The sequence below is a fragment of the Microbacterium halophytorum genome, assembly GCF_002970975.1.
GTDB classification, from domain to species: Bacteria; Actinomycetota; Actinomycetes; order Actinomycetales; family Microbacteriaceae; genus Microbacterium; species Microbacterium halophytorum.
On the sequence record NZ_KZ672983.1, the window covers coordinates 203,615 to 223,775 of the forward strand.

The window sequence follows — 20,161 nt, forward strand, 5'->3', positions numbered from 1 at the left end:
TGGGGCCGTCAGGCCTCGGGGAAGCGGCGCTGCAGCCAGGCGATGAGATCGGCGCGGGCCGCCGGCCAGCTGTCGTCGTTGTGGAGCTCGTGCCGCGCGCCCGGGTAGACGCGGGTCGTGACGTCGGTGAACCCCGATCGCTCGCGGTAGGCCTGCGCGAGGCGGTGCACCGAACGAGGGCCGCCGACCGTGTCCTCCGAACCGACCTGCAGCAGCACGGGCACGTCTTTCGTCGCCGCGATGCCGCGCGCCGGGCGGCCGAAGAGGCGCGCCGCTTCCCGCAGGCCGAACAGTCTCGCGAGCGGCACCTCGGTCGTGAGCGGGTCGTCGCGGAACGACCGCCACACCTCCGGATCCGTCGACAGCCACTCGAGGCCGTGGGCGCCGCGCCCGCGCCACGGCGCATTGAGGTCTCCGGAGTTCAGGCCGCCGGGCACGCGCAGGGCCGAGCCGGTCAGCACCAGCCCGTCGTAGGCATCCGGATGCTCATTCAGCAGCAGCTGCGCGAGGAAGGACCCCCACGAGTGCCCGAACAGGATGAGGGGAAGCCCTGGGCTCTCGGCCCGGGCGATCTCGCCCATGCGGCCGGCGGCGGCGACGGCCGCCCTGTGCCCTCCCGTGCCGAGGCGGCCGAGCTTCTCGCCCGCGCCATGCTGCTTCATGCCCGTGCGGCCGTGGCCGCGGTGGTCGTCTGCGTACACCGTGAAGCCCGCATCCGTGAGCGCCTCGGCGACGTGGCGGTAGCGACCCGCGTGCTCGCCGACCCCATGCAGCAGGTGCACGACGCCGCGCGGCGCAGTCGCCTCGTACACGTCATAGACGATCGTGACGCCGTGGTCATCGACGAACTCGGGCATGCCCGCAAGGCTAGGGCATGTCTCACAATTCCGACCTCCTGCGCTGGCCGCTGTGCTCGGCGCTTCGCGCCTCGACGCTCAATCGCTCGTCACGAGAATGCGAGCATTCTCGTTCCTCGCTCAATCGCGTGCACCTGCTCGCGTCGTTCTCGTCGGTCGGCGGGCGGAGCCCGCTTCCCTCCCCGGCCCAGCGACCAGGCACACAGCGACCCGGGCCCACGCCGCCCGAGAGGCTCCGCGCGATGCGAAGCAGCGCGTGGTGGGGCGGTGGGCGCTCGCTACGGCCCGAATTGAGTGACACCCCTTAGCGCGGCGGCCCGCGCGTTGCCCCGTCTTACGCCCGGGTCGAGCCGTCGCGCGCGCGGGCGTACGGTTGACGACATGAGCGTGAACCCTCCCTATCGTGCAGACATCGTCGGCTCGTTCCTGCGCCCCGACGCCATCAAGACCGCCCGCGCCGCGTTCGCAGAGGGCGAGCTCGACGCCGCCGCGCTGCGCCGGGTCGAGGACGACGAGATCGCGGCGCTCGTGCGCAAGCAGGCCGACGCCGGCCTGCAGCTGGCCACCGACGGCGAGTTCCGCCGCTCGTGGTGGCACTTCGACTTCTTCGGCGGCCTCGACGGCGTCGACATCATCGAAACCGACCACGGCCTGCCGTTCCAGGGCGCGCAGACCAAGCAGAAGGCCGTGCAGGTGAACGGCCGCATCGGGTTCTCCGAGCACCCGATGCTCGAGCACTGGCGCGCGCTCAAGCCGGTGGCCGAGGCGGCCGGGGTGCAGCCGAAGTTCTCCCTGCCGTCACCGACCGTGCTCGACTTCCGCGTCGAGCCGCAGAACCTGACCGCGAGCGAGTACGAGACCCGCGCCGACTACATCGACGACCTCGTGCAGGCGTACCGCGACGCCATCCGGGCCTTCTACGACGCCGGCGCGCGGTACCTGCAGCTCGACGACACCGCATGGGCGTACCTGTGCAGCCAGGACGAGCTCGACCGCGCGAAGAACGAACGAGGCATCGAGACCGACGGGCTGGGCGAGCGCTACGCGTCGATCCTCACCCGGGTGCTCGCGGACAAGCCGGAAGACCTCGTCGTCGGCACCCACATCTGCCGCGGCAACTTCCGCTCGACCTGGATCTCGTCCGGAGGGTACGAGCCGATCGCGGAGCACCTGTTCACGGTGCCGTACGACGCCTACTTCCTCGAGTACGACAGCGAGCGCGCCGGCGGCTTCGAACCGCTGCGGTTCCTCGAGCCGGGCGAGCAGACGGTCGTGCTGGGCCTGGTCACGTCGAAGGCCGCCGAGCTCGAGCCGGTCGACGAGATCAAGCAGCGCGTCGCGGAGGCGGCGCAGTTCGCCGACCTCAACCAGCTCGCGCTGAGCCCGCAGTGCGGTTTCGCCTCGACGGAGGAGGGCAACCTCCTCAGCGAGGAGCAGCAATGGGCGAAGGTGCGCCACGTCGTCGACATCGCCGCGGAGATCTGGCAGTAGCCGGGCGCCCGCCCGGCGCCGGGCACGGACTCCCCGGCAGGTTCGAGGAAGAACAGCAACACTGAGGAGAGAATCCGCGAAAACCTCCTCGATGATGCGGAATCTCCTCGAAAGTGCGCGGCCGGCGGGAGCGTGCGCGGTGCGAGCCGCACGGCAGGTTCGAGGAGGAACAGCAATACCGAGGAGAGAACCCGCGAAAACCTCCTCGATGATGCGGAATCTCCTCGAGAATGCGCGGCCGGTCGGTGCGGTGCGGACCGCTCCGACCTGCCGCGCGCCGCGACGCGGGAGTAAAGTGAACAGCAAATGACTTCGCATCCCGGCCGCCGCTCCCCCGGCCGGATGTCCCGCGGCGGCGCGTCATGAGCCAGATGTTCCGCTCTCTCGCGTCGTTCAACTACCGCGCGTGGTTCGCCGGCGCTCTCGTGTCGAACGTCGGCAATTGGATGCAGTCGACCGCGCTGAGCTGGGTCGTCCTCACCGAGCTGACGAACAACAATGCGGGCGCCATGGGCCTGACCCTCGCCATCCGGTTCGCCCCGCCCCTACTGCTCGTCGCCGTCACCGGCTGGGTCGTCGACCGGTTCGACCGCCGCCGCCTGCTGATGCTGACGCAGACGCTGCTGGGCGTGTCATCGATCGCGATCGGCGTGATGCTCGTCACCGGCACCATGACGCTTCATCTCATGTACGGGTTCGCCCTGCTGACCGGCATCTTCACGGCCGTCGACAACCCCGCGCGCCAGACGTTCGTCTCCGATATCGTCGGCAGCGGCCTCGCCTCGAACGCGATCGCCCTCAACTCGGCTTCGTTCAACTCGGCCCGGATGATCGGGCCGGCCGCCGCGGGCGTGCTCATCGAGGTGCTCGGATCCGGCTGGGTGTTCCTGATCGACGCCGGCACGTTCCTGGCGATGCTCGTCGCGCTCGCGGTCATCCGGCCCGGCGAGCTGCAGCCGCGCCCGAAGCGCGGCAGCGGAGGCCGCCTCGCCGACGGCTTCCGCTACGCGGCCACGCGGCCCGACCTCATGGTGGTCTTCACGATCATCCTGCTGTTGGGCGCCCTCGCCATGAACTTCCCGATCTACGCCTCGACGATGGCGATCGAGTTCGGGCGCGAGGCCGACGGCTTCGGCCTGCTCAGCTCGGTGCTCGCGATCGGCTCGCTCGCCGGCGCGCTCCTGGCCGCGCGGCGGGCCAGGGCGCGCTTCCGCGTGGTGGTCGCGGCGACGGGCGCGTTCGCCGTGATCGCGGCGGTGTCGGCGGCCATGCCGAACTACTGGGCGTACGCCGTGCTGCTGATCGGCGTGGGCTTCTCGACCGTGACGACGCTGACGACCGCGAACGGCTACGTGCAGACGACGACGCCGCCAGAGGTGCGCGGCCGCGTGATGGCGATCTACATGGCGATCCTGATGGGCGGCACCCCGCTGGGGGCTCCCCTCGTGGGCTGGGTCGCCGACTCCTGGGGCCCGCGCGCGGCGATCATGGTCGGCGCCGTCGGGGCCCTCGTCGCGTGCCTGATCGGCATCGGCTGGATGATCGCTTCGGGCCGCGTGCACCGCGCGCCCGCGCACCGGTTCCTGCTCGCGGTCGACGACACCACCGCCATCCGGTTGCCCGACCAGCGCGACGGGCGCTGAGGGGACGTGCCGCACGAGGACGCGGAGCGGCGGATCCGACCGATCGCGCCGGGAACGGCGGAGCGGCGGGCCGTGCGCGGCGGCGTCGCGGGTGACCGATACGATTCCAGGAAGCTGAAGGAGGGGCGCGCATGGCGGTGAGCATCCGCGAGGTCGCGGAACGCGCGGGGGTCTCGCTGGGCACGGTGTCGAACGTGCTGAACCGGCCGGATGTCGTGGCCGAGGCGACCGCCGAGCGGGTGCGCGCCGCCGTGGCCGAGCTGGGCTACGTGCGCAACGACGCGGCGCGCCAGCTGCGTGCGGGCAACAGCCGCTTCGTCGGGCTCGTCGTGCTCGACTCCGCGAACCCCTTCTACGCCGAGCTCTCGCGCGGCGCGGAGGACGAGGCCGCCCGCCACAACCTGTCGGTGCTCGTCGGGAACAGCGGCGAGCAGGCCGATCGCGAGGCCGAATACCTCGACCTCTTCGGGCAGCAGCGCGTCTGGGGCGTGCTCGTCTCGCCCGTCGGCCAGGAGGTCGACCACCTCATCCGGATGCGGGAGCAGGGCACGTCCGTCGTGCTCGTCGACCGTTCGGCGCCCGGCTCGGGGCTGTCCTCCGTCTCGAGCGACGACGCGCGGGGCGGCTACCTCGCCGTGCGTCACCTGCTCGAACGCGGTCGGCGCCGCATCGCATACATCGGCGGACCGGCGTCGCTGCACCAGGTCGCCGACCGCCTCGAGGGCGCACGGCGCGCGGTCGCCGAGGTCCCGGATTCCCGGCTGGAGGTGCTCGAGCGCCCCGCCCTGACGGTGCTCGAGGGGCGCGCGGCCGGGCAGGAGATCGTCGCCAGGGGCGAGCGTCCCGACGCCGTGTTCGCGGCGAACGACCTGCTCGCGATGGGTGCGCTGCAGGCGTTCGTGATGGGCGGGAACGTGCGCGTCCCCGACGACATCGCGCTGATCGGCTACGACGACATCGACTTCGCGTCGTCGGCGGTCGTGCCGTTCTCGTCCATCCGGCAACCGGCCCGCCTCATCGGCGAGACCGCCATGAGGCTGCTGGCCGACCCGAAAGCGGCGGCGCAGGACATCCGGTTCGACCCCGAGCTCGTCGTGCGGGAGTCGACGGGCGGCTGAGCCCGCCCTGGCACGGGCCGGCCCCCGCCGCGGCGGGCCGGCTGCCTCGCACGGCCGCATCCGGGAGCTCCTCCTGCCGAGGCGGATCCGGTGCGCCCGCATGCCTGCGGCGCAGCGCGGGCTGACCGATATTGTTCGAGTCGGCCGCCAGCAGTTGACGAATCGCTCGTGCAATGAAACGATTCATAGCATCACGCGGGCGTGCGCCCGCTTGCACACCCCGCGAAAGGCGATTGGTCATGAGCACACTGACCCCCGACAACCTGGCCGCGCTCGAGGCGCAGGCCATCGAGCTGCCCAGCTGGGCGTTCGGCAACTCCGGCACGCGCTTCAAGGTGTTCGGCACGCCCGGCACCCCGCGCGACCCCTTCGAGAAGGTCGCCGACGCCTCGCAGGTGCACAAGCTCACGGGCCTTGCGCCGACGGTGGCGCTGCACATCCCGTGGGACAAGAGCGACTTCGACGACCTGCGCAAGCACGCCGAGGACCACGGCGTGCAGCTCGGCACGATCAACTCGAACACGTTCCAGGACGACGACTACAAGTTCGGCGCGCTGACGCACGAGGACGCCAAGATCCGCCGCAAGGCGATCGACCACCACCTCGAATGCATCGACGTGATGGACGCCACGGGCTCGCGCGACCTGAAGATCTGGCTCGCCGAGGGCTCGAACTACCCGGGCCAGGCCGATATGCGCGGCCGCCAGGACCGCCTGCACGAGTCGCTGGAGACGATCTACGCCCGCCTGAGCGACGACCAGCGCCTCGTGCTCGAGTACAAGTTCTTCGAGCCGTCGTTCTACCACACCGACGTTCCCGACTGGGGCACCTCGTACGCCCAGGTCTCGGCGCTCGGCGACCGCGCGCTCGTGTGCCTCGACACGGGCCACCACGCCCCCGGCACGAACATCGAGTTCATCGTGATGCAGCTGCTGCGCCTCGGCAAGCTCGGCTCGTTCGACTTCAACAGCCGCTTCTACGCCGACGACGACCTGATCGTGGGAGCGGCCGACCCGTTCCAGCTGTTCCGCATCGTGTTCGAGGTCGTCCGCGGCGGCGGCCTGAACAACCCGGATGTCCAGTTCATGCTCGACCAGTGCCACAACGTCGAGAACAAGATCCTCGGCCAGATCCGGTCGGTTCTGAACGTGCAGGAGATGACGGCTCGCGCGCTGCTCGTCGACACCGAGGCCCTGCGCGCCGCGCAGGTCTCGGGCGACGTTCTCGCCGCGAACCAGGTGTTCATGGACGCGTTCTACACCGACGTGCGCCCGCAGCTCGCCGAGTGGCGAGCCGGCCGCGGCCTCCCCGCCGACCCGATGCAGGCCTTCCTCGACTCCGGCTACCAGGAGAAGATCGAGGCCGAGCGCGTCGGCGGCACCCAGGCCGGCTGGGGCGCGTAAGCACCACGACGACGGAGGGGGCTCGCTGCATCAGCAGCGAGCCCCCCCCTGGACGCACCACCGGCGCGACGGATTTGTGCCGTTGTCGACGTTTCGCGCGTCATCCGTCGACAACGGCACAAATGCATCCGGATACCGGCCGCCCCCGCCGGCCGCGCGCTACGCCAGTTCGAGCTCCACGGTCGCGAACGCGTGGGGCGGGAGCGTCGCGGTGAGCACACCGTCGCGCACGACGGCGTCGAGCGCGCGCGGCGCCACGCGATCCGGGGTCTCTGCGTCGTTGTACGCGTCGGCCCCGTCGCCCGTCAGCACGCGGGCGCGGGCGACGCGGGCCTCGCGGCCGCGCAGGTCGACTGTCGCGGTGCATTCCTCGTCGACCGAGACGTTCGTGAGCGAGATGAGCGCCGTGTCGCCCTTCGCCGACGCCGACATCGACACGAGCTCGAGCTCCTTCTTGCCGACGGTGCGGGTCGGGGTCTCGCGCAGGTGCGTCGCCAACTGCAGGGCATCCTGGTGCCCCTTGTTCATCTCGAACACGTGGTACGTCGGCGTCAGCACGAGGCTCTCGCCATCGGTGAGCACCATCGCCTGCAGCACGTTGACCGTCTGCGCGATGTTCGCCATCGAGATGCGGCGGGCGTGCTTGTGGAAGATGTCGAAGTGAATGCCAGCGACGAGGGCGTCGCGCACCGTGTTCTGCTGGAACAGGAAGCCGGGGTTCGTACCCTCCTCCACGTTCCACCAGGTGCCCCACTCGTCGCAGATGAGGCTCATCCGGTCGTTCGGGTCGTACGAGTCCATGACGGCGACGTGGCCCCGGATGACGCGGTCGATGTCGGCCGCGTGCGCGATGGTGCCGTAGTGCTGCTCGTCGGTGAAGCGCGTCGCGTCCTCCGTGTTGATCCCCTCGCCGGAGTGCGTGTAGTAGTGGAACGTGATCGCCTCGTAGGGCAGGTCGCCGCCGGTCATGCAGCCCGCGCAGTCGGCGGCCGAGCTCATCAGCGCACGCGTCCAGTTCAGGTCGTCATCGGAGGCGCCCGCCGCGATCCGGGTCACCTTGTTCTCGCCGTGCCCGCGCGAGAAGTGGCCATAACGGCGCGCCTCGTTGGCGTAGTACTCGGCCGTCATGTTGCCGCCGCAGCCCCACGGCTCGTTGCCGATGCCCCAGAACGGCACGTCCCACGGCTCGTCGCGGCCGTTCTCGCGGCGCAGGCGCGCCATCGGGCTGTCGTCGCCGCGCGTCAGGTACTCGACCCACTCGGCCATCTCCTGCACCGTGCCGCTCGCGACGTTGCCGTTCACGTACGCGTCGGCGCCGAGCATCTCGCACAGGTCCATGAACTCGTGCGTGCCGAAGTGGTTGTTCTCGACGACGTCGCCCCAGTTCGTGTTCGCGATGCGCGGGCGCTCGTCACGTGGTCCGATGCCGTCGCGCCAGTGGTACGTGTCGGCGAAGCAGCCGCCCGGCCAGCGCAGGTTCGGGATGTTCAGGGCCCGCAGCGCCTCGACGATATCGCTCCGGATGCCGCGGACGTTCAGGATCTCCGAATCCTCGCCCACCCAGAAGCCGTCGTAGATGCAGCGGCCGAGGTGCTCGGCGAAGTGGCCGTAGATGTGGCGGTTGATGCGGTGGCCGGTGACGTCGAGGTCGACGATCGCGTGCACCGTAGCGGTCATGCAGTTCTCCAGGATGCGATGGGGGTGAACGGAACGAGGGCCGGGCGCTCGGGCGCCGTCGTGAGCTCGATGCGGCGGCCGGTGCGCGCCGAGTCCCCGAGGGCGGTCATGATCTCGAGCACGTGCAGGGCGATCTCGCCCGTCGCGCCGCCCGCTCCCGTGCGGAGGCGGTCGACGATGCCGATGCCGCGCCCTGCGCCCTCGTACCCGGCGCGCTCGGCAACCGGCGACCACTCCTTGTCGCCGGGCCGCCGCACGCGCACGTCGCCGTCGAAGTGGTTCGGGTCCGGCACTGACAGCGTGCCCGTCTCGCCGTGGATCTCGAGCGGCGCCGCATCGGTTCCCGCCGCGTCGAAACTGAACGTCACGGTCGAGACCGCACCGCCGACATGCTCGAGCACGCCCGTGACGTGGGTGTCGACCTCCACGGGGATCGTCTCGCCGGCGCGCGGGCCGGAGCCGATCGTGCGCGTCGCGCGCGGGCGCGACGATGCGCCGGTCACGCGCGCGACCGGCCCGAGCAGGTGGAACAGCGTCGTCAGGTAGTACGGCCCCATGTCGAGCAACGGGCCGCCGCCCTCGCGGTAGTAGAAGTCGGGGTGCGGGTGCCACGCCTCATGCCCCGGCGACACCCAGGTCGCGACGGCGGAGACGGGGCGGCCGATGCCGCCGGTGTCGACGACGGCGCGCGCCGTCTGCACCCCGGTGCCGAGCACGGTGTCGGGTGCCGATCCGACCCATCCGGGGCCGGCCGCGGCGATGACGCTCCTGGCATCCGGCATCGTCGTCGCGAGGGGCTTCTCGCCGAACACGCTCTTGCCTGCGGCGAGCGCGGCGAGGGCGACCTCGGCGTGTGCCGCGGGGATCGTGAGGTTGATGATCGTCTCGACGGCGGGGTCGGCGATCAGCTCGTCGACCGTGAGTGCGCGGCACCCGGGTACCTGTGCCGCCGCCTCCTCCGCCCGCGCGGGATCGAGGTCGGCCGTCGCGACGATGCGGACGCCCGGATGCTCCGCGAGCGTGTCGAGGTACTGGCGTGAGATGACACCGAGCCCGATTATGCCGATTCCGTGCGGCTGGCCCACAGCATTCCCCTCTCGATGATCGTGCGCACGTTCTCGTTGCGCAGCACATCCGGCTCGTGGCCCGGCGTCGCGACGAACACGCGCCCGCGCCCCCACTGCCGGGTCCAGACGGCCGGCGAGGTGATCGGCCGGTGCCACGGGTGGTACGGCTGGGTGGGGTGCGTGGTCGTCGCCAGCACGTCGTTCAGGTCGTCGGCCAGCACCCAGTACTGCTCGGTGTCGAGCGCGAAGTCGTCGATGCCCGCCGTGATCTCGTGCGCGCGCCCGAGCTCGGTGATGTCGATCGTGTGGGGCAGGTAGTTGTCGGCGGGGCCGCCCTCGCGGGCATCCGGATGCTTCGCCGGATGCGTCGCGAACTGTCCGCCGACGAGCTGCAGGTAGTCGGAGTTCGCGCGGTACGAATCGGCGATGCCGCCGTGCCAGCCCGCGAGGCCCGTGCCGCCCTCGACGGCGGCGCGCAGGCCCATCACGGCCTCGCGCGAGATCTCCGACATCGTCACGCACTGCACGACGAGGTCGGTGCGGGTCATCTCGTCGGCGTCGGCATAGATCTCGTTCGACTCCTCGACCCGCACCTCGAAGCCCTGCTCCGACAGGAACGGCAGGAACAGTTCGGTCGCCTCGACCGGGTGGTGGCCCTCCCAGCCGCCGCGCACGACGAGGGCCCTGCGGGCCGTCATCGTCGCACTCCCGCGGTCGTGCGCATCCGGTTCGTCGTCATCGTCCTGCTCCCTCGCATCGGCGATCATGTGCTCCGACCCCAGCGTGGCACCGCCGTGTCGCGAAGCACGCACGCATTGCGCAAAAATAGCCGGATGACGTCGTCGCCCCGCCCCACGCTCGCCGACGTCGCCGCCGGCGCCGGCGTGAGCGCGGCGACGGCTTCGCGGGCCCTGCGCGGGCGCGGCGAGATGCGCGTCGACACGCGTGCGCGCGTGCTCCGGTCGGCGGCGGCGCTCGGGTACTCCGCGGCGGGCGAGGTGCGCGGGCGCCCGCGCGGCGGCACCGCACTGCTCATCGACCTCGTGCTCGACTTCTTCGACGGCCCGTACGCCGAGGAGATCATCGGCGGCGCGCGCACCACAGCCGCCGAGCTCGGCTTCGACCTCGCGCTCACGGCCGCGCGCGACGACCCCGCGCGCAGCTGGACGACGCGGATCCGCTCCCGGGGGTCTGCCGGCGCGGTCCTCGGGCTCATCGTTCCCACGCAGGATCAGGTCGACGCCATGGCGAGGGCGGGCGTCCCCCTCGTCGTCGTCGACCCTCCCGGCGAGTCGGTCGGCTCGCTGCCGAGCGTGCGCACGACCGACAGCGCGGGAGGGGACGCGGCGGCGCGGCACCTGATAGCCCGCGGCGCGCGGCGCTTCATCCTGATCGACGGTTCACCGCCGTTCCGCTACGGGCGCGCCCGCGCCGACGGGTTCCTGCGCGCCCTGGCCGACCGCGCCCGCGAAGCCCCGTGGGTCCACACGCGCGCCGCGTGGAACGCGCGGGACGCCCGCGCCGCGTGCCGCGCGGCGTTCGACGAACTGGGCGGCGAGGGCCCGATCGGTGTCTTCGCCTGCTCCGACGAGATGGCGATCGGGGCATACGCCGCGGCGCGCGACCGCGGGCTCCGCATCCCGGAGGACGTGCTCGTGGTCGGGTTCGACGATGTGCGCGGCGCCCGCTGGGTACAGCCTCCGCTCACGACCATCCGGCAGCCGATCCGCGAGATGGCCTCGGCCGCCGTACGGATCCTCGCACGCGCCGCCTCCGGCGAGGACACGACGGACGAGGCCGTCGTGATGCCGACCGAGCTCGTCGAGCGCGGGTCGACGCGGCGGGGGTGAGCTCGGCGCAGGCCTCGGTCAGTCGCCGGATCCACAACCTCGGATCACCTGCCACCACGGTTCAGCGGCGGGTCGAGCCTCGGACGGCGTACGCCTCCACGGCCCTTTCCACCATTTCTTCGCGAGAGACCCGCTGCGCGAAGCCGAGGATCTCCCTGGCCTTCGCGTTGCTCGTGAGGTAGCTCGGCGCCGTCGGCGGCAATATCACCTCGACCGCGCTCAGCCCGGCAGCCGCCGCGAGGTCTCGTGCGAACTCTCCCAAGTCGATCGAGTCGTCCGGACCCAGCCCAACGGCTTCATGGCCCGCCCACGATGCTTCGAGCGCGAGTACGATTCCGGCCGCGAGGTCATCCGTCGCGAGGATCCCCATCTGCACAGGTTGTCCGTCATCGCGGCGAGCGACGAGGAGCGTCGAGTCGTCGTCCGCGTACTGCTCGAGCTGCGCCGCGAGCGCAGCATCTCCGAGTGCAAGTGCCTTGCGGTACCGCCGGCTCGCGAAGAACCTCGGACCCGAGAAGAACGAGTCCGGATCGAGCAGTTCCGCTGGGCGCTGAGTGTGCGCGAACCGGAGCGCCATCGTGCGCCATCCGTTCGCGCGTCCGGCGAACTCGACGACCTCCTCCGCGAGCACTTTGGACAACCCGTACCACGTCGTGGGACGGCGGGGATGCCTCTCGTCCAAAGGCTGGTAATGCGGGCTATTCTCCGGGTACACCTCACCTGTGCTCGCGAGCACGAAGGTCGCCAGGCGTCCGCCTTCGAACGCGCGCACCAGGCTCGCCGTCGCCATCACATTGTGCTGCAAGAGGCGATCCGCATCCGCCGGCTCCCAGGACATGAGCGCACCGAGGTGCGCGACGGCTTCCACTGTGCGAAGCCTCTCGTCGGCGGGCTCGAGCTGCGCGAGGTCGCCGACGAGATACTCGACGCCCTCACGGGGCTCGCGGGGAGCGACGAGGTCGAGACCGAGCACGCTGTGCCCGGCTCCGGCAAGCAGATCGACGACGGCACTTCCGACGCGACCCGACGCGCCTGTCACTGCGATGCGCACTACGCCTCCTTGAGGGGATCGTGCGCCGTCTCCCGCGCGAACAGGACGACGATCCCTGTGACGAGCGCGGCCGCCATCACGTAGAACGCCGGAGCATACGGATTTCCGGTCCAACCGATCAGACTCTGCGAGAACCAGGGCGTGATCCCTCCGAACGCCGCGACGGCCACGTTATACGCGATCGCCATCGAGCCGTAGCGCACGTTGGTCGGAAAGAGTTCAGTCATCGCCGCGCTCATGGCACCGTCGTACGCCGCCATGAACACGCCGAGGAGCACCATTGCCACCGCAGCCGCCGCGAACGAGCCGGCGCCCATCAGCATGAGCGACGGGTAGGTGAGTACGACGAAGCCGACGACGCCGATCAGCATGATCGGCCGACGCCCGAACCGATCGCTCGCGAGCCCGAACAGCGGAACGAGCGCCGAGATCGCCAGCAGGCCGATGACCGTGACTGCGTAGCTCGTCGTCTGGTCGTACCCGAGGTCGGTCTGCAAGTAGGACGGCATGAAAGTCTGGAGGATCCAGTGCCCGACCGACTTGAGTACGACGAAGCCGACGCAGAACAGCAGAGCCTTCCACCAGCGGCTGAGCGAGGTGCGCAGCGGCGACTTCGTCACCTCACCCTTCGCTTTGATGGCTTGGAACTCCGGCGTGTCCTCGAGCCGCCGGCGCAGGTACAAGCCTGAGACGCCGAGCGGCAAGGCAAGCGCGAACATCGCACGCCAGCCCCAGGATTCGAGAGCCTCGGAACCCAGCGTGAGCGTGAACAGCAGCACGAGCCCCGCACCGAAGACGAAGGCCATGAAGCCGAACACATCGACGAAGCTCGACACGAACCCCCGCCGATTCGACGGCGCATATTCGGCCAGGAGCGTCGTGGCACCGCTCGATTCCCCGCCCGCGGCGAACCCCTGCACGAGGCGAACGATCACGAGCAGAATCGGTGCGATGATCCCGACCTGCTGCCATGTCGGCAGCAACCCCATAACCAGCGTGGCTCCCGACGTGATCAGGATCACGAGCGCGAGCGTGTTCTTCCGCCCCACACGGTCGCCCATCGAGCCGAAGAAGAGGCCGCCGAGCGGCCGCATGATGAAGCCAGCGCCGAACACGGCGAACGACGACAGAAGCGCCGCTTGCGGATCACCCTCTTTGAAGAAGTGGATCGCGATGACCGAAGCGAGCGTTCCGTAGAGGCCGAAGTCGAACCACTCCACGAAATGGCCGACTCCCGCCGCCATGATCACTTTTCGAAGTCGTGCGCGTCGAGCGTCGTCACTGAGAACGTCGCTCGATGTGGCGAGCGCTGAAGCACCGCCGGTCGCGGCATTCGGGTCCATGTTCTTCCCTTACATCGTTGTCCAGAAGCTTTCGAGAGCGTACCACTCATTGCAAGACTTGGTGCACTGAGCGAACGTACTCTATCGTTGGGCGAAAACAACCGGCGAGGTGGAAGCAATGCAGCACCGTACACAGCAGTACGACATCGTGGTCATCGGAGGGGGACTCGCCGGGGTGACGGCGGCCGTCTCGGCCGCACGGCTGGGGTCGCACGTCGCGCTCGTGACGAATCGGCCCGTGCTGGGCGGGAACTCGTCGAGCGAAGTGCGCGTCTGGGTCGTGGGTGCGACGGCGCACGGCACCCAGCGCTTCGCGCGCGAGACGGGACTGATGGGCGAGCTGTTCCTCGAGAACCAGTACCGCAACCCGGAGGGCAACCCGCACTACTGGGATCAGGTCGTCCTCGACGCCGTTCGCGCGGAACCGGGCGTGAGCCTGTTCCTCAACACCGACGTCCGCGAGATCGAGATGGGCGGCCCGTCGAACGACGGGCCGCTGATCCGCTCCGTGACGGGCTGGACGATGGGCAGCGAGATCACGACGCGGTTCGAGGCCCCCGTCTTCATCGACTGCACCGGCGACGGCACGGTGGCGCACCTCGCAGGCGCCGCATCTCGCATCGGCCGCGAGGCACGGAGCGAGTACGACGAGCCGTGGGCGCCCGAGGTCGCCGACCGGGAACTGCTCGGCAGTTCGATGTTCTTCTACACGAAGGACGCGGGCCGCCCCGTGCCGTTCGTCCCCCCGCTCATCGCGAAGGACATCCTGAAGACCTCGATCCCCCGCAACCGGATCATCCGGACCGGCGACAACGGCTGCGACTATTGGTGGATCGAGTGGGGAGGCGAGATCGACACGGTCCACGACAACGAACGGATCCGCGACGAGCTGTGGGCCGTCGTGTTCGGCATCTGGGATCACATCAAGAACTCCGGCGATTTCGACGCTGACAACCTCACGCTGGAATGGGTCGGCTCCGTGCCCGGCAAGCGCGAGTACCGCCGCCTGTGGGGCGACTACACCCTGACGCAGCACGACATCGTGAACCAGACGCCCTTCGACGACGCCGTCGCGTTCGGCGGCTGGTCGATCGACCTGCACCCCGTCGAGGGCGTGTACGCCGAGTCCGTGGGCGCAAAGCAGCACTACAGCGACGGCACCTACGCGATCCCCTACCGATCCCTCTACTCCCGCGACGTCGGGAACCTGCTCTTCGCCGGGCGGAACATCTCCGCGTCGCACGTGGCGTTCGGCTCGACCCGCGTCATGGCGACGTGCGCGACGCAGGGGCAGGCCGTGGGCACGGCGGCTTCCATCGCGGCCGCCCGCGGCGTCTCACCCAGGGCCGTGGGGCGCGATCGCCTCGACGAGCTGCAGTGCACGCTGCTGCGCGAGGACGCCCCCGTCATCGGCGTGCGGCGCTCCGACCCCGACGACGTCGCCCGCCTGGCAGCCGTCACGGCGACCTCGACGCTGGGCTCCGTGACGACGCGCCCCCACGCGACCGGCGACGCCTTCGCCCTCGACCGCGACGTCGCGGTGCTGGTTCCCGCCGACCCGGGTATCGACGCGATCACGTTCGACGTGCGGGCGTCGTCCGACACTCGCCTCGGGGTCGAGCTGTGGCACACGGGTCGGGGCCAGAACGCCGTGCCCGTGCGCCGGCTCGCCTCGACGACCGTCGAGCTCGCCGCCGGCGCGACCCTCGCATCCGCCGCGTTCTCCTGGCGCCCTGATGACGAGATCGCGCAGGCCGTGGTCGTCGTCCGAGCGAACCCGCACGTCGGCCTGGTCCTGACCGACGAGCGGCCGTACGGCGTGCTCGCCATGGGCCGCAAGCTGACCTCTGATCAGGCCTTCGACGATCAGATCCCGGAGGCGGAGCGCCAGCCGGTGACCGATTGGAACGCCCGGATGCTCCGGCGCCGATCGTTCGCGCTGCAGGTCGAACCGGCGACCCGTGCGTACGACCCTTCCTCCGTCACCGACGGCGTACTGCGCCCCTTCGGCGGGCCGCACCTGTGGTCGAGCGAGCCCGTCTCGGCCGACGAGCTCCTGGCGGCGCCCCAAGGGGTCGACCTCGAGTGGGAAGCCCCCGTCGCGCTGAGCTCGGTGCGCCTCGTCTGGAACGACGATGTCGACGAGGACCTCATCAACCTGCATCACCACCGCACCCCGTTCCGCACGATGCCCGAACTCCCGGCCGACTACGTCGTCGAGGCGCGCGTGGACGGCACCTGGCGGAACCTCGCGTCCGTGACCGACAATCGCCACCGCCACCGCATCCATGACTTCGCCGCGGTCGAGGCGGATGCGCTGCGGATCCGCGTCTCGCGCACCAACGGGTCGCCGTACGTCACCCTGTGCGCCGTGCGCGCGTTCGGCGAGCCGAGCGGCCGATCGGTGACGATGCCGTGGCGGTGACGGGCGATAGGCTGGGCGGCGGAGGTCGACATGGCGGGTGAAGTTCAGCAGGGGTTCGCCCGCGCGGCCTCGGTGCTCGCGGCGATCGGCGGCTCGGCATCGGGGTCGATGCGCGGCTCCGACATCGCCCGCGCGACGGGCCTCGGTCCGTCGACGATCACCCGTCTGCTCGCCACGCTCACCGAACTGGGCTACGTCGCCAAGGAGCCGGACGGCGCCGGGTACGCGATCGGCACGACGGTGCTGCGGCTCGCGAGCGAGGGGCTCAACCAGTCGCCCGTCTACCGGCAGTCGCGCGCGATCGCGCAGGAGCTCGCGCACCGCACGGGGTTCAGCGCCAACGTCGCGACCCGCGACGGCGACCAGCTCATCTACCTCAGCCATTTCGAGGGTGCGCACGCGCGCAAGGACCACTCGATGGTCGGCATGGGCCAGCCCCTGCACGCGTCCGCGCTCGGCAAGTGCCTCCTGATCGGCACCGACGACGCCGAGCGCCGCGAGCTCCTCGGCGACCTGCCCGCCTACACCGAGCACACGATCGCGTCGCACGACGCGCTCACGCAGGAGATCGCCCGGGTCGTGCGGAAGGGCTCCGCCCTGGAGGACCAGGAGCTCGCGCTCGGCCGCGTGTGCGTCGCCGCTCCGATCCGCGGCGCGCACGGCGGCGTCGTGGCGGCCATCTCCGTCTCGGGGCGACTGTCCCTCATGCGCGAAGCCGGCCTGGACGCGCTGACGGAGGACGTCATCGAGGCCGCCGACCGCATCAGCGTCGGGCTCGGCCTCATCACCGCCATCGCGCCGCGCAGCGCGTCCTGACGGGCGGGCGCGGGTCAGCCGCCTGATCCGTACCGCGGGCCTCCCTCGCCGAGCACACGATTGCGGCGTCGTCGACGTTTCAGACTCCGGACACCGACGACGGTACGAATCCGCACGGCGCGGGCCGACGACACGAGCCCCGCCGGCCGGCCAGAAGACACCGCACCCGTCGACCGCACGCCTACATCGTGATCGACGTCACACCCTCCGGACGTCGACGACGGTACGCATCCGGACGGTGCGGAGCGCACTGCGACCCGCCGAACCTCAGCCGGGCTTCAGGATCCCGCGCAGCGCCGCGGCTTCCCGCTCGTCCGTCGTCGCGTACGAGACGGTGCCGGCCGCCGCCGCGGCGCCGAGCGACACCGCGAGCCGCTCGGTGACGGTGCGCTTCGCCGAGGCATGCACGGCATCGACGCCCGTCGCGGCGATCTCCGCCGCGTTCGCCGACGTCACTCCGGCGCCCGCCATGATCTGGATGCGCCCGGCCGCCCGCTCGACGAGGCCGCGCAGCGCCGCGAGTGCGTCGGCGGCGGAAGGTGCGGCGCCGGATGTCAGCACGCGCGTCACGCCGAGGCCGACGAGCTGCTCGAGTGCGGAACAGGGGTCGGCGAGTTGGTCGAACGCCCTGTGGAAGGTGACCTCGCGGCCACCCGCGGCGACCAGCGCATCGCGCACGAGGTCGGCATCGACGGCGCCGGCGCGCAGCCCGCCGATGACGACGCCGGCGGCGCCGAAGCCGACGGCGCGGCCCACGTCCGCGACGATCAGTTCGCGCTCCGCAGCGTCGTAGTCGAACCCGCCCTCGCGCGGCCGCACGAGCACGTGCACCTCGACGCCCGTCGCGACGGCGCGCTCGATGAGCGCCGCCGACGGCGTCAGCCCTCCCGTCGACAGGGCGGTGGCCAACTCCATCCGATCGGCGCCGACGCGCTGAGCGACCGCGGCTCCGTGCGCGTCCTGCACCGCGAGTTCGAACGCTGTCATGAATCCTCCGAGTGTGAACGAGCGGATGGGGAGGTGCGGCGCCCTGCGCGCCTTCAGTATGAACCGGTGGGCCCCGATGCCCGCCGAACGGGCGTCTCCCCGCAGGGTCGGCCCGCCCGACGCGCGGGCGCTGCCGACCGTGCGGGTCCCGACGCCCGCAGGGTCGGTGCGGGTGCCGTCATGTCACCGCCCCCTCGGGATGGCCGCGGCGGCCGCCTCAGGCCACGACCTCGCGAAGCGACCAGTCCGCGTCGAAGACGAGCACGCCGCCCGGCGCCGCGGCGCCCATCTCGAGGGCGGGCGCCGCCTCGCCGAGCGCGCGGGCGGGCGTCGATGTCAGCGCCGCGACCGCGGCATCCGGGGCGATGCCCGCACCGATCGCGATGCGCAGCGCCGTCGCCTGGTCGAGCGTCGAACCGGCGAGCGTATCGGTGCCGGCGATCACGGCACGCCCCTCGTGCACGTCGACGTCGAGGCCGCCCAGCACGTACGCGCCGTCCTCGCCGACCGCCGCGTCCATGGCGTCGGTGACGAGGGCGATGCGACCAGGCGCCATCTGAAACAGCCGTGCCGCCAGCCGCTCGTCGACGTGCATGCCGTCGAGGATCAGTTCGAGCACGACGTCGGATCGGTCCACCGCGGCCAGCACGGGGCCCGGCGCCCTGTGGTTCAGGCCGGGCATCGCGTTGAACGCGTGGGTCAGCAAGGTGGCGCCGGCGTCGAACGCCGCGGACGCCTCCTCGTAGCTCGCCTCGGTGTGGCCGACCGCCACGGCGACGCCCGCCGCGCGCAGCCTCCGGATGGCGTCGAGCGAACCGGGGCGGCGCGGGTCGAGCGTGATCTGGCGCAGCGTGCCGTCGGCCGCCTCGATCAGCCGCTCGACGACATCCGGGGTCGGATCGATCATGAAGGCGGTGTCATGCGCCCCGCAGCGCGCCTCGGCGAGGAACGGGCCCTCGAGGTGGCTGCCGAGGATGTGGTCGTGCTCGCGGGCGAGCCCGGCGATGATGCGCAGGTTGCGCTCGAGCGCGTCGACGGGCGCGCAGACGAGGCTGACGACCGAGCGGGTGGTGCCGCGCGTGCGGTGGGCGGCCGCGGCGGCGAGGATCTCGTCGGCGCCGCCCTCGTTGCTGTGCCCGCCACCGCCGTGGGTGTGGATGTCGACGAAGCCGGGGGTCGCGAAGCCGCCGCGGGCATCGATCGTGCGGTCGGCGGTGACGTCGCCCGGCTCGCCCTCGCCGGCCGCCTCGGCGGCGTCACCCGCGAGCAGCAGCCAGCCGGGCGCCGCCTCGTCGACGGGACGGGGCCCGCCGACGGCGCGCACGTTCCGGATGAGCGTGCGCACGCCGGTCACCGCTGCCATTCCGGCCGGTTCTGCACCGTGAAATCGTAGTACTCGCGCAGGGTCAGCTTCGCGGCCGCCGCCTCGTCGACGACGAAGGAGGCGTTCTCGTGGAACTGCAGCACCGAGCCGGGGCACATGCTCGAGACGGGGCCCTCGATCGCCGCCGCGACGGCGTCGGCCTTGCTCGCGCCGTGCGCGACGAGCACGACCTCGCGGGCGTCCATGATCGTGCCGAGTCCCTGCGTCAGGCAGTGCTGGGGCACCTCGTCGGGCGAGTCGAAGAAGCGCGCGTTGTCCTTGCGGGTCTGCGGCGTCAGCGTCTTGATCCGGGTGCGCGAGGAGAGCGACGACGTCGGCTCGTTGAAGCCGATGTGGCCGGTCGCGCCGATGCCGAGGATCTGCAGGTCGACCCCGCCGGCCTCGCGGATCGCCTGCTCGTAGCGCGCGCCGGCGTGCTCGATGTCGTCGGAGTCTCCCTCCGGCACGCGCACGTTCGCGGGGTCGAGGCCGAGGCGGCGCGTCACGTCGCGCTCGATGACCGAGTGGTAGCTCTCGGGGTGCGCCTTCGGCAGCCCGACGTACTCGTCGAGCGCGAACGCCTTGAGCGTCTGGGGCGACGGAACGCCGCGCCGCTCGAGCGCCTCGTACACCGGAACGGGCGACGAGCCCGTGGCGACGCCGAGCACCTTCAGGACGCCCTTCTCAATGCGCCGGATGATCGTGTCGGCGACATACTCGCCGACGGCCTGTGCGTTCTCCACGACGATGACCTGCATGTGATGAGCCTAGCGCGTCGGAGCACCTCTGGTCTAGACCAGAGCACGGATCGGCGTCGACGAGGCGCGGGGGCTCACGCTGCACGCGTGCGCAGCGCAGGAGATCCGTCGACCCGCCCTCCTGGACACCCGCAGGGTTCCGCGCCGCGCCGACCGGCCGGGCGCCGGATCGACTGCGCTCTGCACGGCTTGGACACCCACCGCGCAGTCTCGCCCCCGCTCCCCGACGCCCCGCGATCCGAGCAGGCCGCGGCTTCTTCCCACGGCACCGGCGTGCACAACGCAGGAGATCCGTCGACCCGGCCGCTGGAC

At 71.1% G+C, this 20,161-nt stretch carries 16 protein-coding genes; 7 read left to right on the forward strand and 9 right to left on the reverse strand.

The genetic code is table 11. The annotated features are described in order from the left end of the window. Nucleotides 1-8: 8 nt before the first annotated feature. Nucleotides 9-857, reverse strand: coding sequence for an alpha/beta fold hydrolase (locus C0010_RS03880; RefSeq protein WP_105565751.1), 849 nt, complete (start codon nt 855-857; stop codon nt 9-11). Nucleotides 858-1,238: 381 nt separating this feature from the next. Here C0010_RS03880 and C0010_RS03885 point away from each other — a divergent pair, with 381 nt between their 5' ends. The 4 genes from C0010_RS03885 to rhaI all read left to right on the forward strand — a co-directional run bounded on the left by C0010_RS03885 (nt 1,239) and on the right by rhaI (nt 6,512). After that, complete coding sequence (locus C0010_RS03885) at nt 1,239-2,348, forward strand: 5-methyltetrahydropteroyltriglutamate--homocysteine S-methyltransferase (RefSeq protein WP_105565752.1); 1,110 nt, start codon at nt 1,239-1,241, stop codon at nt 2,346-2,348. A gap of 362 nt (nt 2,349-2,710) precedes the next feature. Then, the gene (locus tag C0010_RS03890) at nt 2,711-3,991 is read left to right on the forward strand and encodes an MFS transporter (protein WP_232531711.1); all 1,281 of its coding nucleotides are present in this window, start codon (nt 2,711-2,713) and stop codon (nt 3,989-3,991) included. A 131-nt stretch (nt 3,992-4,122) separates the two neighbouring features. Next, nucleotides 4,123-5,109 (forward strand): LacI family DNA-binding transcriptional regulator, encoded by a 987-nt coding sequence (locus C0010_RS03895; RefSeq protein ID WP_105565753.1) that lies wholly within the window; start codon nt 4,123-4,125, stop codon nt 5,107-5,109. Between the two features lie 239 nt (nt 5,110-5,348). Further along, nucleotides 5,349-6,512, forward strand: coding sequence for an L-rhamnose isomerase (gene rhaI / locus C0010_RS03900; RefSeq protein ID WP_105565754.1), 1,164 nt, complete (start codon nt 5,349-5,351; stop codon nt 6,510-6,512). A 159-nt stretch (nt 6,513-6,671) separates the two neighbouring features. Here the strand turns inward: rhaI and C0010_RS03905 are convergent, their stop codons facing one another. Genes C0010_RS03905 through C0010_RS03915 form a run of 3 tightly spaced genes read right to left on the reverse strand, consistent with a single transcriptional unit; the run spans nt 6,672 to nt 9,954 of the window. Next, a complete protein-coding gene (locus tag C0010_RS03905) occupies nt 6,672-8,189 on the reverse strand; it encodes an alpha-N-arabinofuranosidase (RefSeq protein WP_105565755.1) in 1,518 nt (505 codons plus the stop codon). Continuing rightward, nucleotides 8,186-9,274 (reverse strand): Gfo/Idh/MocA family protein, encoded by a 1,089-nt coding sequence (locus C0010_RS03910; protein WP_105565756.1) that lies wholly within the window; start codon nt 9,272-9,274, stop codon nt 8,186-8,188. Before C0010_RS03910 ends, C0010_RS03905 begins: the two co-directional genes overlap by 4 nt. After that, nucleotides 9,247-9,954, reverse strand: a complete 708-nt coding sequence (locus tag C0010_RS03915) for a ThuA domain-containing protein (protein WP_105565922.1) — start codon at nt 9,952-9,954, stop codon at nt 9,247-9,249. Before C0010_RS03915 ends, C0010_RS03910 begins: the two co-directional genes overlap by 28 nt. A 135-nt stretch (nt 9,955-10,089) precedes the next feature. On the opposite strand from C0010_RS03915, the gene C0010_RS03920 reads away from it, so the two are divergent. Next, on the forward strand, nt 10,090-11,106 hold the full coding sequence (locus C0010_RS03920) for a LacI family DNA-binding transcriptional regulator (protein ID WP_105565757.1): 1,017 nt from the start codon (nt 10,090-10,092) through the stop codon (nt 11,104-11,106). A 61-nt stretch (nt 11,107-11,167) separates the two neighbouring features. Here the strand turns inward: C0010_RS03920 and C0010_RS03925 are convergent, their stop codons facing one another. Together C0010_RS03925 and C0010_RS03930 are read right to left on the reverse strand one after the other, a co-directional pair. Further along, nucleotides 11,168-12,157 (reverse strand): NAD-dependent epimerase/dehydratase family protein, encoded by a 990-nt coding sequence (locus C0010_RS03925; protein WP_158685277.1) that lies wholly within the window; start codon nt 12,155-12,157, stop codon nt 11,168-11,170. After that, nucleotides 12,157-13,401: an MFS transporter gene (locus C0010_RS03930; protein WP_198410792.1), complete on the reverse strand. Its 1,245-nt coding sequence runs from the start codon at nt 13,399-13,401 to the stop codon at nt 12,157-12,159. Before C0010_RS03930 ends, C0010_RS03925 begins: the two co-directional genes overlap by 1 nt. Nucleotides 13,402-13,618: 217 nt before the next feature. Here C0010_RS03930 and C0010_RS03935 point away from each other — a divergent pair, with 217 nt between their 5' ends. Beyond that, a complete protein-coding gene (locus C0010_RS03935; protein ID WP_105565760.1) occupies nt 13,619-15,925 on the forward strand; it encodes an FAD-dependent oxidoreductase in 2,307 nt (768 codons plus the stop codon). A gap of 30 nt (nt 15,926-15,955) precedes the next feature. Further along, nucleotides 15,956-16,741, forward strand: a complete 786-nt coding sequence (locus C0010_RS03940) for an IclR family transcriptional regulator (RefSeq protein WP_105565761.1) — start codon at nt 15,956-15,958, stop codon at nt 16,739-16,741. A gap of 267 nt (nt 16,742-17,008) precedes the next feature. Here C0010_RS03940 and C0010_RS03945 read toward each other — a convergent pair whose 3' ends face one another. The 3 genes from C0010_RS03945 to nagB all read right to left on the reverse strand — a co-directional run bounded on the left by C0010_RS03945 (nt 17,009) and on the right by nagB (nt 19,849). After that, complete coding sequence (locus tag C0010_RS03945) at nt 17,009-17,728, reverse strand: copper homeostasis protein CutC (protein WP_105565762.1); 720 nt, start codon at nt 17,726-17,728, stop codon at nt 17,009-17,011. 217 nt (nt 17,729-17,945) lie between these two features. Beyond that, on the reverse strand, nt 17,946-19,091 hold the full coding sequence (locus C0010_RS03950) for an N-acetylglucosamine-6-phosphate deacetylase (protein ID WP_105565763.1): 1,146 nt from the start codon (nt 19,089-19,091) through the stop codon (nt 17,946-17,948). After that, nucleotides 19,079-19,849 carry a glucosamine-6-phosphate deaminase gene (nagB, locus tag C0010_RS03955; protein ID WP_105565764.1) on the reverse strand — a complete coding sequence of 257 codons (771 nt, stop codon included), beginning with the start codon at nt 19,847-19,849 and terminating at the stop codon, nt 19,079-19,081. The genes C0010_RS03950 and nagB overlap by 13 nt, the downstream gene beginning before the upstream one ends. Nucleotides 19,850-20,161: the final 312 nt, after the last annotated feature.